Raw genomic sequence first — 16277 nt, forward strand, 5'->3', positions numbered from 1 at the left:
ACCCCAACCCCCCTCACCCCTCTCCCCCAGAAAGACCCCTCACCCAAGAGCCTCAACCGCCGCACCCAAATCCCGGGCGAACGCCCTCCCGTACCGCTGCGCGGCCGGGACCCGGTAGTGCGGGCCGCCGTTGTACCGCGCGGCGAGTTCCTGGAGCTGGTCATGGGTCAACCGCTCAGCCGGTACGGCGGCGAAGTCGCACTCCGTCCTCAGCATGGCCAGGTAGGCCGCAGCGATGAAGACGTTCTGCCTCGGCTCCCTCACCGCCCGCACGACCACCCGCCGCTGCCTGCCGCCGAGCGCGCCGGGGTCGTACCCCAGCACCTCCGCTGCCCTCCGCACCTGGACGGCGAGCGGCCCCATCGAGGTCTTGTCGGCGTCGCGGACACGCCGTGCGAGGGGGCCGGGCACGACGGCCCGGAGGACGCGGCGGACGGCGTACGCGGCATCGTCCACGGCGCGTGGCAGGCCCTGGACCTCCTGCCAGGCGATCCCGGCCAGCAACGCGGGCGGCAGCCCGGCGTGCTCGGCGGCGGCGTGCAGGAGAGGAGAGTTGGCGGCGATGTAGGCGCGGCGGGGGCGGTCGGTGCGGGCGGGCAGCCAGTAGCTGTTCCCGCGCCCCGGAGGCAGCGCGTCGAGCCGGCGCCGGATGAGGTGGAGCGCCTCGGAGACAGGGGGACCGCCGACGGCCGGAGACGCCCCGCCCGGCCCCGTACCCATGGCTCCCGCCCCCGCCGCCGTACCCGTACCCACGGCCGAATGCCCGTCGTCGGTCGACACCGCGACCACCTCCCCACCGGAACCACCCACGGCCCCACGCCCTCGTCCGTCCGCGCCCAGCCTCCCATGATCACGGCCAGTCGCGGCCGACGACGGCCGAAGACCTCAACGTCTCAGGGGATGCCCCCGCGAGGCCATCCCCAGCAGCACTCAACCCCCACCGCCGCAGCGCCCACCCCGCAGCCCGCAGCCCGCATGCCTACGACGCCGTCCCCGCCCCGTACGCCCGCAAAAACGTGTCCACCGCCGCCCTCGCCACCCCCCGCGCCTCCTCGGCCGGGATGTCGTGCGTGCCCAGTCGGGAGCGGGCCTCCATCGGGGCGGTGAGGAGTGCCAGGAACTGTTCCGCCGCCAGTGCCGGGTCGCACGGGCGCAGGCGCCCCGCCAGGGACAGCCGGGCCAGCCGGTCCGCCAGCGCCTCCGCGAGCCGGACCAACGTCCTCCCCTGGACGACCTCGATGAGGTCCGGGAAGCGCGCGACCTGCGCGTACGTCAGCCACCGCAACGACTGCGACCGCTCCCCGCAGCACACCTGGACCAGCCCGTACGCGACATCCTCCAGCACCGCGTCCAGATCGTCGCCCGGGTCGCGCAGCCGTTCGGCCACGGCGAGGTTCTCCGCCATCACGATGTCCGCGGCGGCCGCCATCGCGTGCCGGAACAAGTTCTCCTTGTCGCTGAGGTGGTTGTAAACCGTCGGCTTGGCAACGCCGGCCACCTCGGCGATCTCCTGGACGCAGGCCTCCGCGTACCCCCTGCGCGCGAAGACGGTGAAGGCCGCGTCGAGGATCGCCTGCCGCTTGTCGATACGCCCGCGCGGGGCGGCCCGCCCCGCCGGGGACGCTGTTCCGGTCACCCGCGCACCCTACCCGGCACCTCTTGCGTGTGAACTGCTCAGGTCACTAAATTGAACCAACGAGTTCAATTCGCGCAGTCCGCATCCCACACGAGGAGGCACCTTCCGTGATCGTCAACATCCTGCGGTTCAGCTTCAAGGACGGCACGACGGACGAGGCGAAGGCCGAGGTCTTGGCCGCCATGCGCCGTACGTCCACGGTCGAATCGGTCGCGTTCTCAGCCGTCGGCCAGGATCTGGGCCTGCCGGACGAGGGCTTCACGCACACCTACTGCGCGGGGGTCGAGGACCTGGCGGCGCTGGAGCGGTACATGTACGACCCGGTGCACCTCGCGGGCGACTCGGTGATCATCCCCCACCTCGCGAAGCTCTCGGCGGTCCGGCTGTCGGACGACCTGGACCCCGGCCTGAGCGAGAAGGTCGCGGCGATGCACCTCAAGAAGGTCGCTACGTACCCGGAGTGGGGCCGGCTCCTCGACACAATCCCGGCCGGCTGACCGGCCGTACCGTACTCCGGACACAGCACCGGCCGTACCGTACTCCGGACACAGCACAGGGGCCCCGCACCAATCCCTTCGGATCGGCGCGGGGCCCCTGCTCACTGCTCTGCCTGCTCTGTCTGCCCTGTGAAGAGCAGCCAAGTCAGAAGATCCAACAACCAGTCGTGAAGACTAGACGTTGATCTTGGTGACCTGGCCGGCGCCCACGGTCCGGCCACCCTCGCGGATGGCGAACTTCAGGCCCTCTTCCATCGCGACGGGCTGGATCAGGTTGACGGTCATGAGGGTGTTGTCACCCGGCATGATCATCTCGGTGCCCTCGGGAAGGGTCACCACACCGGTCACGTCCGTCGTACGGAAGTAGAACTGCGGGCGGTAGTTGTTGAAGAAGGGGGTGTGACGACCACCCTCGTCCTTCGACAGGATGTAGGCCTGGGCCTCGAACTCGGTGTGCGGCGTGACCGAACCGGGCTTGATGATGACCTGGCCGCGCTCGACGTCCTCGCGCTTGATGCCACGGAGGAGCAGACCGACGTTCTCGCCCGCCTGGCCCTCGTCGAGCAGCTTGCGGAACATCTCGATGCCGGTGACCGTGGTGGTGGTCTTCTCGGTCTTGATACCGACGATGTCGACGGTCTCGTTGACCTTGAGGACACCACGCTCGATACGGCCGGTGACGACCGTGCCACGACCGGTGATCGTGAAGACGTCCTCGATCGGCATGAGGAACGGCTTCTCGACGTCACGCTCGGGCTGCGGGATCGACTCGTCGACGGCGGCCATCAGGTTCAGGACCGACTGGCCCCACTCCTTGTCGCCCTCAAGAGCCTTCAGCGCCGAGACGCGCACGACCGGGAGGTCGTCGCCCGGGAAGTCGTACTCGGAGAGGAGCTCACGGACCTCGAGCTCGACGAGCTCCATGATCTCTTCGTCGTCCACCATGTCGGCCTTGTTCAGCGCGACAACGATGTACGGCACGCCGACCTGGCGGGCCAGGAGCACGTGCTCCTTGGTCTGCGGCATCGGGCCGTCGGTGGCCGCGACCACGAGGATGGCGCCGTCCATCTGCGCCGCACCCGTGATCATGTTCTTGATGTAGTCCGCGTGACCGGGGCAGTCGACGTGCGCGTAGTGACGCGACTCCGTCTGGTACTCGACGTGCGCGATCGAAATCGTGATACCGCGCTGGCGCTCCTCGGGAGCCTTGTCGATCTGGTCGAAGGCCGAGGCCTCGTTCAGGTCCGGAAACGCGTCGTGCAGCACCTTGGTAATGGCGGCCGTGAGGGTCGTCTTACCGTGGTCGATGTGACCGATGGTGCCGATGTTGACGTGCGGCTTGGTCCGCTCGAACTTCGCCTTCGCCACTGGGGTCCTCCTGGAGTGGTTCTGTACGCCTTACTCATCGGCGCCAGGTGATCTTTGCTGGGATGCCGGGGCCCGGGGCACCCCGGCCGTGTGGTGACGGCCGGAGTGCTCCAGGGCTTGCCGGAGACAAGGCTAAAGCGTGAACTCGGGAGAGTTACTCGCCCTTGGCCTTCGCGATGATCTCCTCGGCGACGTTCCTGGGAACCTCGGCGTAGGAGTCGAACTGCATCGAGTAGCTTGCGCGACCCGAGGTCTTGCTGCGGAGGTCTCCGACGTAGCCGAACATCTCCGAGAGGGGCACGAGGCCCTTCACGACGCGGGCGCCGCTGCGCTCCTCCATGGCCTGGATCTGGCCACGGCGGGAGTTCAGGTCGCCGATCACATCGCCCATGTAGTCCTCGGGCGTGGTGACCTCGACGGCCATCATCGGCTCCAGGAGTACGGGGGACGCCTTGCGAGCACCCTCCTTGAACGCCTGCGAACCGGCGATCTTGAAGGCGAGCTCCGAGGAGTCGACCTCGTGGTAACCACCGTCGAGAAGGGTGACGCGGACGCCCACCATCTCGTAGCCGGCCAGGATGCCGAACTGCATGGCTTCCTGGGCGCCCGCGTCCACCGAGGGGATGTACTCACGGGGGATGCGGCCACCGGTGACCTTGTTGACGAACTCGTACGGCACGTCGGAATCGACGAGGGGCTCGATCGAGATCTGCACCTTGGCGAACTGACCCGTACCACCGGTCTGCTTCTTGTGGGTGTAGTCCACACGATCGACGGTCTTACGGATCGTCTCACGGTAAGCGACCTGCGGCTTACCGACGTTCGCCTCCACGCGGAACTCGCGCTTCATGCGGTCGACGAGCACCTCGAGGTGAAGCTCGCCCATACCACCGATGATGGTCTGGCCGGTCTCCTCGTCCGAGTGGACCTGGAAGGAGGGGTCCTCCTCCGCGAGGCGCTGGATGGCGACACCCAGACGCTCCTGGTCACCCTTGGACTTGGGCTCGATCGCGACCTGGATCACCGGCGCCGGGAAGTCCATGGACTCCAGGATCACCGGGTGCTTGTCGTCGCTCAGCGTCTCACCGGTGGTGGTCTGCTTGAGGCCCATGACGGCGACGATGTCGCCGGCGCCCACCGACTCGATCTCCTCACGCTTGTTCGCGTGCATACGGTAGATCTTGCCGATGCGCTCCTTCTTGCCCTTCACGGAGTTCAGCACCGCGGTGCCGGCCTCCAGGCGGCCCGAATAAATCCGGACGAAGGTGAGCTTGCCCAGGTGCGGGTCGCTCGCGATCTTGAACGCGAGACCGGCGAACGGCTCGTCGTCCGACGGGCGGCGCTTGATGACCTTCTCCGGGTCCTTGACGTCGTGGCCTTCGATGGCGTCGACGTCGAGGGGGGAGGGCAGGTAGCGCACGACCGCGTCGAGCAGGGGCTGGACGCCCTTGTTCTTGAACGCCGTACCGCAGAAGACGGGGGTGACGGTGACGGAGTCCGCGGCGCCCTTGGAAGCCAGGGTGATACGACGGATCGCGGCGTAGAGCAGCTCCTGGGAAGGCTCCTGGCCCTCCAGGTACAGCTCCATGACCTCGTCGTCGTGCTCAGCGACGGCCTCGATGAGCTTGCCGCGCCACTCGTCGGCCGCCTCGGTGTGCGTGGCCGGGATGTCGACGGTGTCGTACATCTCGCCCTTGGTGGCCTCTTCGGACCACACGAGGGCCTTCATCGTCACGAGGTCGACGACGCCCTTGAAGTCACCCTCGGCGCCGATCGGCAGCTGCATGACCAGGGGCACCGCACCGAGGCGGTCGACGATCATGTCGACGCAGCGGTGGAACTCGGCGCCGGTCCGGTCGAGCTTGTTGATGAAGCAGATACGCGGAACGCCGTAACGGTCGGCCTGACGCCATACCGTCTCGGACTGCGGCTCCACACCGGCGACACCGTCGAAGACGGTGACGGCGCCGTCGAGGACGCGGAGCGAACGCTCCACCTCGACGGTGAAGTCCACGTGTCCCGGGGTGTCGATGATGTTGATGGTGTGGTCGACGTCCTCGAGCGGCCAGTGACAGGTGGTCGCGGCGGACGTGATCGTGATGCCGCGTTCCTGCTCCTGCTCCATCCAGTCCATCGTGGCAGCGCCGTCGTGGACTTCACCGATCTTGTAGCTCACACCGGTGTAAAAAAGGATGCGCTCGGTGGTGGTCGTCTTCCCCGCGTCGATGTGGGCCATGATCCCGATGTTGCGGACCTTGGCCAGGTCAAGCGAAGTGGTGGCCATTGTGGCTCAGTCTTCTCTCGGTCTCGAGGTGGGTAGCGACTACCAGCGGTAGTGCGCGAAGGCCTTGTTGGATTCGGCCATCTTGTGCGTGTCCTCACGCTTCTTGACGGCTGCGCCGAGGCCGTTCGAGGCGTCGAGCAGTTCGTTCATGAGGCGTTCGGTCATGGTCTTCTCGCGACGGGCGCGGGAGTAACCCACGACCCAGCGAAGTGCGAGGGTGGCGGCGCGACCGGGCTTGACCTCGATCGGCACCTGGTAGGTGGCGCCACCGACACGGCGGGACTTGACCTCGAGCGTGGGCTTGACGTTCTCAAGCGCGCGCTTCAGCGTGATGACCGGGTCGTTACCGGTCTTGTCACGGAGGCCTTCCATCGCGCCGTACACGATCCGCTCGGCGGTGGAACGCTTGCCGTTGAGCAGGATCTTGTTGATCAGCGAGGTGACAAGAGGAGAACCGTAGACCGGGTCGATGATGACCGGGCGCTTCGGGGCAGGGCCCTTACGAGGCATTGTTTACTTCTCCTTCTTGGCGCCGTAGCGGCTGCGGGCCTGCTTGCGGTTCTTGACACCCTGGGTGTCGAGGGAACCGCGAATGATCTTGTAACGAACACCCGGCAGGTCCTTCACACGGCCACCACGCACGAGCACGATCGAGTGCTCCTGCAGGTTGTGTCCCTCACCCGGAATGTAGGCCGTGACCTCAATACCCGAGGTCAGGCGCACACGTGCGACCTTCCGCAGGGCCGAGTTCGGCTTCTTCGGGGTGGTCGTGAACACACGCGTGCACACGCCGCGACGCTGGGGGGAGCCGTCGAGCGCGGGTGTGTTGTTCTTCTCGACCTTGTCTTGCCGGCCCTTCCGGACCAGCTGCTGGATCGTAGGCACTACTTCTCCGGTTTCTGTGTGCCGTTCGTAAAACTAACCTGGAACGTCGCCGACCCACGCGGTCGGGTGTGTCGAATGCTGCGAACTCCCGCCGAGGCGAAAAAGCACAGATTGCGGTGGCCAGTACGCGAGCTCGTCATGCGGTTGATGACACGCACAGGAGCCCAGGCACACCCCAGGCACAAGGTAGGAGCGTACCTACCGCATTGACTCCGGTCAAAACAAATGCCCAGAGGCCCATTTTCCCGGGCCCGGACACCCGCGGCCGTTGTCCGCGGGCGGCCGGAAAAGGACGCCAGGAGACGGGAAGCGACGGTACGGACGCCCCTTTTCGTGATTCCGCTCACCCGGGCCGACGCAAGATCGCCGGCAGGGGAAAACGGCCGGAAAAGGACGCCGAAAGGCGGCCACCCCGTCGTAACCGGATGGCCGCCCCTCGTTCACCGCTTACTGGTTGTACGGACCGTAGTCGTAGTCCTCCAGCGGGACGGCCTGGCCGGAGCCGGTGCCGAACGGGGAGTAGTCGATGTCGTCGTAGCCGACGGCCGAGTACATCGCGGCCTTGGCCTCTTCGGTCGGCTCGACCCGGATGTTGCGGTAGCGGGACAGGCCCGTACCGGCCGGGATGAGCTTACCGATGATGACGTTCTCCTTGAGGCCGATCAGGGAGTCCGACTTGGCGTTGATCGCCGCGTCGGTCAGGACCCTGGTCGTCTCCTGGAAGGACGCCGCCGACAGCCACGACTCCGTGGCCAGCGAGGCCTTGGTGATACCCATCAGCTGCGGACGGCCGGAGGCCGGGTGGCCGCCTTCCGTGACCACACGACGGTTCTCGGTCTCGAACTTCGAGCGCTCGACGAGCTCGCCCGGCAGCAGTTCCGCGTCGCCGGACTCGATGATCGTCACGCGGCGGAGCATCTGCCGGATGATGATCTCGATGTGCTTGTCGTGGATCGACACACCCTGCGAGTTGTACACCCGCTGGACCTCGCCGACCAGGTGGACCTGGACCGCGCGCTGTCCGAGGATGCGCAGCACGTCGTGCGGGTTGGTGGCACCCACGGTGAGCTTCTGGCCCACCTCGACGCGGTCGCCCTCGCCCACGAGCAGACGGGCACGCTTGGAGATCGGGAAGGGCGTCTCCTCGCTGCCGTCGTCCGGGGTGACGACGAGCTTCTTGGTCTTCTCGGTCTCCTCGATGCGGACGGTGCCCGCGGCCTCGGAGATCGGGGCGACACCCTTCGGCGTACGGGCTTCGAAGAGCTCGACGACTCGGGGCAGACCCTGGGTGATGTCGTCACCGGCCACACCACCGGTGTGGAAGGTACGCATCGTCAGCTGGGTACCGGGCTCACCGATGGACTGGGCGGCGATGATGCCGACCGCCTCACCGATGTCGACCAGCTTGCCGGTGGCCAGCGAACGGCCGTAGCAGAAGGCACACGTGCCGACCGCCGACTCGCAGGTCAGGACCGAGCGGGTCTTGACCTCCTCGACGCCGTTGGCGACCAGGGCGTCGATCAGGACATCGCCCAGGTCGACGTTGGCCGGCGCGATGACCTTGCCGTCCACGACGACGTCCTCGGCGAGCATCCGCGCGTACACGGACGTCTCGACGTCCTCCGTCTTGTGGAGCCGGCCGTCCTCGCCCTTCTTGGCGATCTTCAGCTTGAGGCCGCGGTCGGTGCCGCAGTCCTCCTCGCGGATGATCACGTCCTGCGAGACGTCCACCAGACGACGGGTGAGGTAACCCGAGTCGGCGGTACGCAGGGCGGTGTCGGCGAGACCCTTACGGGCACCGTGCGTGGAGATGAAGTACTCCAGCACCGACAGACCTTCACGGAAGGACGCCTTGATGGGACGAGGGATCGTCTCGTTCTTGGCGTTGGACACCAGACCACGCATACCGGCGATCTGACGCATCTGCATCATGTTTCCGCGGGCACCCGAGTTGACCATCATCGAGACGGGGTTGGTCTTCGGGAAGTTCGCGTTCATCGCCTCGGCGACCTCGTTGGTCGCCTTGGTCCAGATCGCGATGAGCTCCTGCGTGCGCTCTTCCTTGGTGATCAGACCGCGCTCGTACTGCTTCTGGACCTTCTCGTCCTGCGCCTCGTAACCCTGGACGATCGCCTTCTTCGCGTCAGGGACGACGATGTCGGAGATCGCCACGGTCACACCGGAGCGGGTCGCCCAGAAGAAGCCGGCCGCCTTCAGGTTGTCGAGCGTCGCCGCCACGATGACCTTGGGGTAGCGCTCGGCCAGGTCGTTGACGATCTCGGAGAGCTGCTTCTTGCCCACCGAGTAGTCGACGAACGGGTAGTCCTCGGGCAGCAGCTCGTTGAAGAGCGCGCGGCCCAGGGTCGTACGCAGCCGGAACGGGTCGCCCTGCTGCCACTCGGCGTCCGCCTGGCCGTCCTCGCCCACCGGCGGGGTCCAGCCGCGCGGCGGGATGGTGCCCACCGGGAAGCGGATGTCGACCTTCGCCTGGAGCGACAGCTCACGGTTGTCGAACGCCATGGTCGCCTCGGCGGTCGAACCGAAGGACCGGTCCGCGCCGATGACCTTGCGCTCCTCCTCGTCCGTGGTGAGGAAGAAGAGGCCGAGCACCATGTCCTGGGTGGGCATGGTGACGGGACGGCCGTCGGCCGGCTTGAGGATGTTGTTCGAGGACAGCATCAGGATGCGGGCCTCGGCCTGCGCCTCCGCGGAGAGCGGCAGGTGTACGGCCATCTGGTCACCGTCGAAGTCCGCGTTGAACGCGGTGCAGACGAGCGGGTGGATCTGGATGGCCTTGCCCTCGACCAGCTGCGGCTCGAAGGCCTGGATGCCGAGGCGGTGCAGGGTCGGCGCGCGGTTCAGCAGCACCGGGTGCTCGGCGATGACCTCTTCGAGCACGTCGTACACGACCGTACGGCCGCGCTCGACCATGCGCTTCGCCGACTTGATGTTCTGCGCGTGGTTCAGGTCCACCAGGCGCTTCATCACGAACGGCTTGAAGAGCTCCAGCGCCATGGCCTTCGGCAGCCCGCACTGGTGCAGCTTGAGCTGCGGGCCGACGACGATCACGGAACGGGCCGAGTAGTCGACCCGCTTGCCGAGCAGGTTCTGACGGAAACGACCCTGCTTGCCCTTGAGCATGTCGCTCAGGGACTTCAGCGGGCGGTTGCCGGGACCGGTGACCGGGCGACCGCGGCGGCCGTTGTCGAACAGCGCGTCGACGGCCTCCTGGAGCATCCGCTTCTCGTTGTTCACGATGATCTCGGGGGCACCGAGGTCGAGAAGACGCTTGAGGCGGTTGTTCCGGTTGATCACACGGCGGTACAGGTCGTTCAGGTCGGAGGTCGCGAAGCGGCCACCGTCCAGCTGCACCATCGGCCGCAGGTCCGGCGGGATCACCGGCACGCAGTCCAGCACCATGCCCTTGGGGCTGTTGCTGGTCTGGAGGAACGCCGAGACGACCTTGAGGCGCTTGAGCGCGCGGGTCTTCTTCTGGCCCTTGCCGGTACGGATGATCTCGCGGAGGCGCTCGGCCTCCTCCTCCAGGTCGAAGGACTCCAGGCGCTTCTGAAGCGCCGCGGCACCCATCGATCCGTCGAAGTACGTACCGAAGCGGTCGCGCAGCTCGCGGTAGAGCAGCTCGTCGCCCTCCAGGTCCTGGACCTTGAGGTTCTTGAAGCGGTTCCACACCTCGTCGAGACGGTCGATCTCGCGCTGCGCGCGGTCGCGCAGCTGCTTCATCTCCCGCTCGGCGCCTTCGCGCACCTTGCGGCGCACGTCGGCCTTGGCGCCCTCGGCCTCCAGCTCGGCCAGGTCGGTCTCGAGCTTCTTGGCGCGGGCCTCGAGGTCGGAGTCACGCCGGTTCTCGGTCTGCTGGCGCTCTACGGAGACGTGGGCCTCCAGCGACGGCAGATCGCGCGTACGGCGCTCCTCGTCCACGAACGTGATCATGTACGCGGCGAAGTAGATGACCTTTTCGAGGTCCTTCGGCGCGAGGTCCAGCAGGTATCCCAGACGGGACGGGACACCCTTGAAGTACCAGATGTGGGTGACGGGAGCGGCAAGCTCGATGTGGCCCATCCGCTCACGGCGCACCTTGGCGCGCGTGACCTCTACGCCACAACGCTCACAGATGATGCCCTTGAAGCGGACACGCTTGTACTTGCCGCAGTAGCACTCCCAGTCCCGGGTAGGGCCGAAGATCTTCTCGCAGAAGAGTCCGTCCTTCTCGGGCTTGAGCGTGCGGTAGTTGATGGTCTCCGGCTTCTTCACTTCGCCGTGGGACCAGGTCCGGATGTCGTCCGCGGTGGCGAGGCCAATCCGCAGCTCGTCGAAGAAGTTGACGTCGAGCACTTGTCGTCAATCCCTCTTTCGGGGTCGAGTCTCAAATCATGGTCTGTACGGGTCCGGGAGGAGCCGGCCGCCCCGAGACGGGGGCGGCCGGACAACCCGTCAGACCTCTTCGACGCTGCTCGGCTCTCGCCGGGACAGGTCGATACCGAGCTCCTCCGCCGCGCGGAAGACGTCCTCGTCCGTGTCGCGCATCTCGATGGACATGCCGTCCGAGGACAGCACCTCCACGTTGAGGCAGAGCGACTGCATCTCCTTGATGAGCACCTTGAAGGACTCGGGGATGCCGGGCTCAGGGATGTTCTCGCCCTTGACGATGGCCTCGTAGACCTTCACGCGGCCGGTCACGTCGTCGGACTTGATCGTCAGCAGCTCCTGGAGGGCGTAAGCGGCGCCGTAAGCCTCCAGCGCCCACACCTCCATCTCACCGAAGCGCTGACCACCGAACTGGGCCTTACCACCCAGCGGCTGCTGGGTGATCATCGAGTACGGTCCGGTCGACCGGGCGTGCAGCTTGTCGTCGACCAGGTGGTGGAGCTTGAGGATGTACATGTAGCCGACCGAGATCGGCTCCGGGAACGGCTCGCCGGAGCGGCCGTCGAACATGTTCGCCTTGCCGGACGGCTGCACCATCCGGTTGCCGTCGCGGTTCGGGATCGTGGCCTCGAAGAGACCGGAGATCTCGTCCTCACGGGCACCGTCGAAGACCGGGGTGGCGACGTTGGTGCCGGCGGCGACGTCGTCGGCGCCGATGACCTTGAGCCGCTCCATCCACTCCTCGCTGCCCTCGACCTTCCATCCCTGGCTGGCGAGCCAGCCGAGGTGGATCTCGAGGACCTGTCCCGGGTTCATTCGGGACGGGACACCCAGCGGGTTGAGGATGATGTCGACCGGGGTGCCGTCCTCCAGGAACGGCATGTCCTCGATCGGCAGGATCTTCGAGATGACGCCCTTGTTGCCGTGACGGCCGGCGAGCTTGTCACCATCGGTGATCTTGCGCTTCTGCGCGACGTACACACGAACCAGCTGGTTCACGCCGGGCGGCAGTTCGTCGCCCTCCTCGCGGTCGAAGACACGCACGCCGATGATCTTGCCGACCTCGCCGTGCGGCACCTTCAGCGAGGTGTCGCGTACCTCACGCGCCTTCTCACCGAAGATCGCGCGGAGCAGACGCTCTTCCGGGGTGAGCTCGGTCTCGCCCTTGGGCGTGACCTTGCCGACCAGGATGTCCCCGGCGACGACCTCGGCACCGATACGGATGATGCCGCGCTCGTCGAGGTCCGCGAGGACCTCTTCGGAGACGTTCGGGATGTCCCGGGTGATCTCCTCGGGGCCGAGCTTGGTGTCCCGGGCGTCGACCTCGTGCTCCTCGATGTGGATCGAGGAGAGGACGTCGTCCTGGACCAGCCGCTGGCTGAGGATGATCGCGTCTTCGTAGTTGTGGCCCTCCCACGGCATGAACGCCACGAGGAGGTTCTTGCCGAGCGCCATCTCACCCATCTGGGTGGCGGGCCCGTCGGCCAGGACCTGCTCCGCGACGACCCGGTCGCCCTCGTTGACGACAACCTTCTGGTTGACCGAGGTGCCCTGGTTGGAGCGGGAGAACTTGGCGATGCGGTACGTGGTGTACGTGCCGTCGTCGTTGGCGACGGTGATGTAGTCCGCGGATACCTCCTGGACCACACCCTCCTTCTCCGCCTTGACGACGTCACCGGCGTCCACCGCGCAGCGGTACTCCATGCCGGTGCCGACGAGCGGCGCCTCCGACGTGATCAGGGGCACGGCCTGGCGCATCATGTTCGCGCCCATGAGGGCGCGGTTGGCGTCGTCGTGCTCCAGGAACGGGATCATCGCGGTCGCGACCGACACCATCTGGCGCGGCGAGACGTCCATGTAGTCGACGTCGTCGCCGGGGATGTAGTCGACCTCGCCGCCACGACGGCGGACGAGGACGCGCGGCTCGGTGAACCGCATCTCCTCGGACAGCGTCGCGTTGGCCTGGGCGATGACGAAGCGGTCCTCCTCGTCGGCGGTCAGGTAGTCGACGTCGTCGGTGACGACACCGTCGACGACCTTCCGGTACGGGGTCTCGACGAACCCGAACGCGTTGACCCGGCCGTACGAGGCGAGCGAGCCGATCAGGCCGATGTTCGGGCCTTCCGGGGTCTCGATCGGACACATACGCCCGTAGTGCGACGGGTGCACGTCACGGACCTCGAAGCCGGCCCGCTCACGGGACAGACCGCCGGGGCCCAGCGCCGACAGGCGGCGCTTGTGGGTCAGACCCGACAGCGGGTTGTTCTGGTCCATGAACTGGGACAGCTGGCTGGTGCCGAAGAACTCCTTGATGGAGGCGACGACCGGCCGGATGTTGATCAGGGTCTGCGGCGTGATCGCCTCGACGTCCTGGGTCGTCATGCGCTCGCGCACGACGCGCTCCATCCTCGCCAGACCCGTACGGACCTGGTTCTGGATGAGCTCGCCCACGTTGCGCAGACGGCGGTTGCCGAAGTGGTCGATGTCGTCGGTCTCGACGACGATCGTGGTGCCGCTCTCGCCGACCGTCTCGGTCTCGCCCGCGTGGAGCTTCACCAGGTACTTGATGGTGGCGATGATGTCGTCGGTCGTGAGGACGCCCGCGTCCAGCGGCTCTTCCGCGCCGAGCTTCTTGTTCACCTTGTAGCGGCCGACCTTCGCGAGGTCGTAGCGCTTCGGGTTGAAGTAGAGGTTCTCCAGCAGCGTCTGGGCGGCCTCACGGGTGGGGGGCTCGCCGGGACGCAGCTTGCGGTAGATGTCGAGCAGCGCGTCGTCCTGGCCCTGGGTGTGGTCCTTCTCCAGGGTGGCGCGCATCGACTCGTACTCGCCGAACTCCTCCAGGATCTGCTCGGTCGTCCAACCGAGAGCCTTGAGCAGGACGGTCACGGACTGCTTGCGCTTGCGGTCGATGCGGACACCGACCATGTCGCGCTTGTCGATCTCCATCTCCAGCCAGGCACCCCGGGACGGGATGATCTTGGAGGAGAAGATGTCCTTGTCGGACGTCTTGTCGATGTTGGAGTCGAAGTAGACACCCGGCGAGCGCACCAGCTGGGACACCACGACACGCTCGGTGCCGTTGATGACGAAGGTGCCCTTGTTGGTCATGAGCGGGAAGTCGCCCATGAAGACCGTCTGGGACTTGATCTCGCCGGTCTCGTTGTTGGTGAACTCGGCCGTGACGAAGAGCGGGGCCGCGAACGTGAAGTCGCGCTCCTTGCACTCGTCGATCGAGTTCTTGGGCGGCTCGAAGCGGTGGTCGCGGAAGGTCAGCGACATCGACCCGGAGAAGTCCTCGATCGGGGAGATCTCCTCGAAGATCTCCTCCAGACCTGACTTCCTGGGGACGTCCTGTCCGTTCTCGAGAGCCGTCTCGACACGAGCCTTCCAGGCGGCGTTGCCGAGGAGCCAGTCAAAGCTCTCGGTCTGCAGCGCGAGGAGGTTCGGAACCTCGAGAGGCTCCTTGATCTTTGCAAAGGAGATGCGCAGCGGGGCGGTGCTGGCGCCGTTGTTCATATTCGTGGTCGAGGCGTTGCGCGAGGCGGCCAAGAGGGGGTCCTTCCGAGGGCTCGGACTCACTACGCGCGTACCGGTCCCAAGCGGGACATCAGGACAGAAAGCCCAGTTCCGGGCCGTCGGTCACGATGTCCGTGCGAGGGGGTGCCCCTGGTGACGGGCAGGGAGCAGCTAACAGGCAGCGCAAAGGGTCAGTGTAGCCACTTGGCACACTGATGTCCAGAGCGGGTTTTTGGAGACCCTCGTTGTTCTCAACACCTTGTCTCTACTGCGGCAAGCTTCGCGCCGTAGGCGCACATCGATACTGCCCTCTTCGCCGTCGATCCATGCCTCGGATCCGGATCGATTGTGACGACGCGTCCTGAGAATTGCGCGCTGCGTGCGGTTCGTCAAGGCCCCCCGCTCCCCGCGGATCGTCACCGTCGTACGGAGGGCACGGCGATGATCACGATACTCGCCGCGGGCCGGACAGCACAGCATCCCCCCGTCAACGCGGAAGGGCGACCACCCGGATGGGTGATCGCCCTTCGCGTCAACGCTGCGCCTCGCGGCGCCGAGACCCCTCCCGTACGCCCACAGGCGCCCGGTGGAGGACTCGCGAGGAGTTACTTGACCTCGACGCCCGCGCCGGCGCCCTTGAGGGACTCGGCGGCCTTGTCGGCCTGCTCCTTGGAAACCTTCTCCAGGACGGGCTTGGGGGCGCCGTCCACGAGGTCCTTGGCTTCCTTCAGACCCAGCGAGGTCAGCTCACGCACGACCTTGATGACCTGGATCTTCTTCTCGCCGGCGCCCGTGAGGATGACGTCGAACTCGTCCTGCTCCTCTTCGGCCTCGGCGGCGGCGGCCGGGCCCGCGGGGCCGGCGACGGCGACGGCCGCGGCGGCGGTGACGTCGAACTTCTCTTCGAAGGCCTTGACGAACTCGGAGAGCTCGATGAGGGTCAGGTTCTCGAACTGCTCAAGCAGCTCTGCCTGGGACAGCTTCGCCATGATGGCGTCCTTCCACTAATTCGGCTGGTGCCGTGTGTACAAGTTCCGCGGGCGAACCGGCCCGCTGTGACCGACCGAGCGTGATTACTCGGAGTCGGCCTCGACGGGGGCCGGCGTGCCGGCACCGTCCTGCTCTTCCTTCTTGACGCGAAGCGCTTCCGCGGTGCGGACGAACTTCGAGGGAAGCGCCTGGAAGAGGGAGGCAGCCTGGGACTGCTTGCCCTTCATGGCACCTGCCAGCTTGGAGAGCAGAACCTCGCGGGACTCGAGGTCCGCAAGCTTCTTGAACTCGTCCGCGGACAGTGCCTTGCCGTCAAGGACACCGCCCTTGATGACGAGATTCGGGTTGTCCTTGGCGAAGTCACGAAGACCCTTCGCCGACTCCACCGGGTCACCGGTGACGAAGGCAACCGCCGTCGGACCCGCGAACAGGTCGTCCAGCGTGTTGATCCCGGCCTCGTTGGCCGCGATCTTGGTCAGCGTGTTCTTCACCACGGAGTACTGGGCGTTCCCACCGAGAGAACGGCGCAGCTCCTTGAGCTGCGCCACGGTGAGACCCCGGTACTCGGTCAGCACAGCGGCGTTCGAACTGCGGAACTTGTCCGTCAGCTCGGCCACCGCGGCAGCCTTGTCGGGCCTTGCCATGAGCATCGGCCTCCTTCCGGGTGATGAGGACCGCTCTCGGAAGGGGCTGAACGAACGAAACGCCCCGGCGC

11 protein-coding genes are annotated in these 16277 nt (G+C 66.5%); 1 reads left to right on the forward strand and 10 read right to left on the reverse strand.

Annotated features, from left to right (window positions below; all coding sequences use genetic code 11):
• Window positions 1–39 precede the first annotated feature (39 nt).
• Together GT042_RS09135 and GT042_RS09140 are read right to left on the reverse strand one after the other, a co-directional pair.
• Window positions 40–780: a hypothetical protein gene (locus GT042_RS09135; protein ID WP_161308199.1), complete on the reverse strand. Its 741-nt coding sequence runs from the start codon at window positions 778–780 to the stop codon at window positions 40–42.
• A 199-nt stretch (window positions 781–979) separates the two neighbouring features.
• Complete coding sequence (locus GT042_RS09140) at window positions 980–1636, reverse strand: TetR/AcrR family transcriptional regulator (protein WP_161308200.1); 657 nt, start codon at window positions 1634–1636, stop codon at window positions 980–982.
• A gap of 107 nt (window positions 1637–1743) precedes the next feature.
• Here GT042_RS09140 and GT042_RS09145 point away from each other — a divergent pair, with 107 nt between their 5' ends.
• Window positions 1744–2133 carry a Dabb family protein gene (locus GT042_RS09145; RefSeq protein ID WP_161308201.1) on the forward strand — a complete coding sequence of 130 codons (390 nt, stop codon included), beginning with the start codon at window positions 1744–1746 and terminating at the stop codon, window positions 2131–2133.
• Between the two features lie 174 nt (window positions 2134–2307).
• Here the strand turns inward: GT042_RS09145 and tuf are convergent, their stop codons facing one another.
• The 8 genes from tuf to rplJ form a co-directional block, all read right to left on the reverse strand.
• The gene (gene tuf, locus GT042_RS09150; RefSeq protein ID WP_161308202.1) at window positions 2308–3501 is read right to left on the reverse strand and encodes an elongation factor Tu; all 1194 of its coding nucleotides are present in this window, start codon (window positions 3499–3501) and stop codon (window positions 2308–2310) included.
• 154 nt (window positions 3502–3655) lie between these two features.
• Window positions 3656–5785 (reverse strand): elongation factor G, encoded by a 2130-nt coding sequence (gene fusA, locus GT042_RS09155; RefSeq protein ID WP_161308203.1) that lies wholly within the window; start codon window positions 5783–5785, stop codon window positions 3656–3658.
• A gap of 39 nt (window positions 5786–5824) precedes the next feature.
• Window positions 5825–6295, reverse strand: coding sequence for a 30S ribosomal protein S7 (rpsG, locus tag GT042_RS09160; protein ID WP_161308204.1), 471 nt, complete (start codon window positions 6293–6295; stop codon window positions 5825–5827).
• 3 nt (window positions 6296–6298) lie between these two features.
• Window positions 6299–6670 carry a 30S ribosomal protein S12 gene (gene rpsL / locus GT042_RS09165; RefSeq protein ID WP_161308205.1) on the reverse strand — a complete coding sequence of 124 codons (372 nt, stop codon included), beginning with the start codon at window positions 6668–6670 and terminating at the stop codon, window positions 6299–6301.
• Window positions 6671–7117: 447 nt separating this feature from the next.
• On the reverse strand, window positions 7118–11023 hold the full coding sequence (locus GT042_RS09170; protein WP_161308206.1) for a DNA-directed RNA polymerase subunit beta': 3906 nt from the start codon (window positions 11021–11023) through the stop codon (window positions 7118–7120).
• Window positions 11024–11122: 99 nt separating this feature from the next.
• Entirely contained in the window at window positions 11123–14605 is a 3483-nt protein-coding gene (gene rpoB, locus GT042_RS09175) for a DNA-directed RNA polymerase subunit beta (protein ID WP_161308207.1), read from the reverse strand.
• Window positions 14606–15177: 572 nt separating this feature from the next.
• On the reverse strand, window positions 15178–15561 hold the full coding sequence (rplL, locus tag GT042_RS09180; protein ID WP_161308208.1) for a 50S ribosomal protein L7/L12: 384 nt from the start codon (window positions 15559–15561) through the stop codon (window positions 15178–15180).
• Window positions 15562–15645: 84 nt separating this feature from the next.
• Complete coding sequence (gene rplJ / locus GT042_RS09185) at window positions 15646–16206, reverse strand: 50S ribosomal protein L10 (protein ID WP_161308209.1); 561 nt, start codon at window positions 16204–16206, stop codon at window positions 15646–15648.
• Between the last annotated feature and the right edge of the window lie 71 nt (window positions 16207–16277).

The organism is Streptomyces sp. SID3212, from assembly GCF_009865405.1.
Taxonomy (GTDB): Bacteria; Actinomycetota; Actinomycetes; order Streptomycetales; family Streptomycetaceae; genus Streptomyces.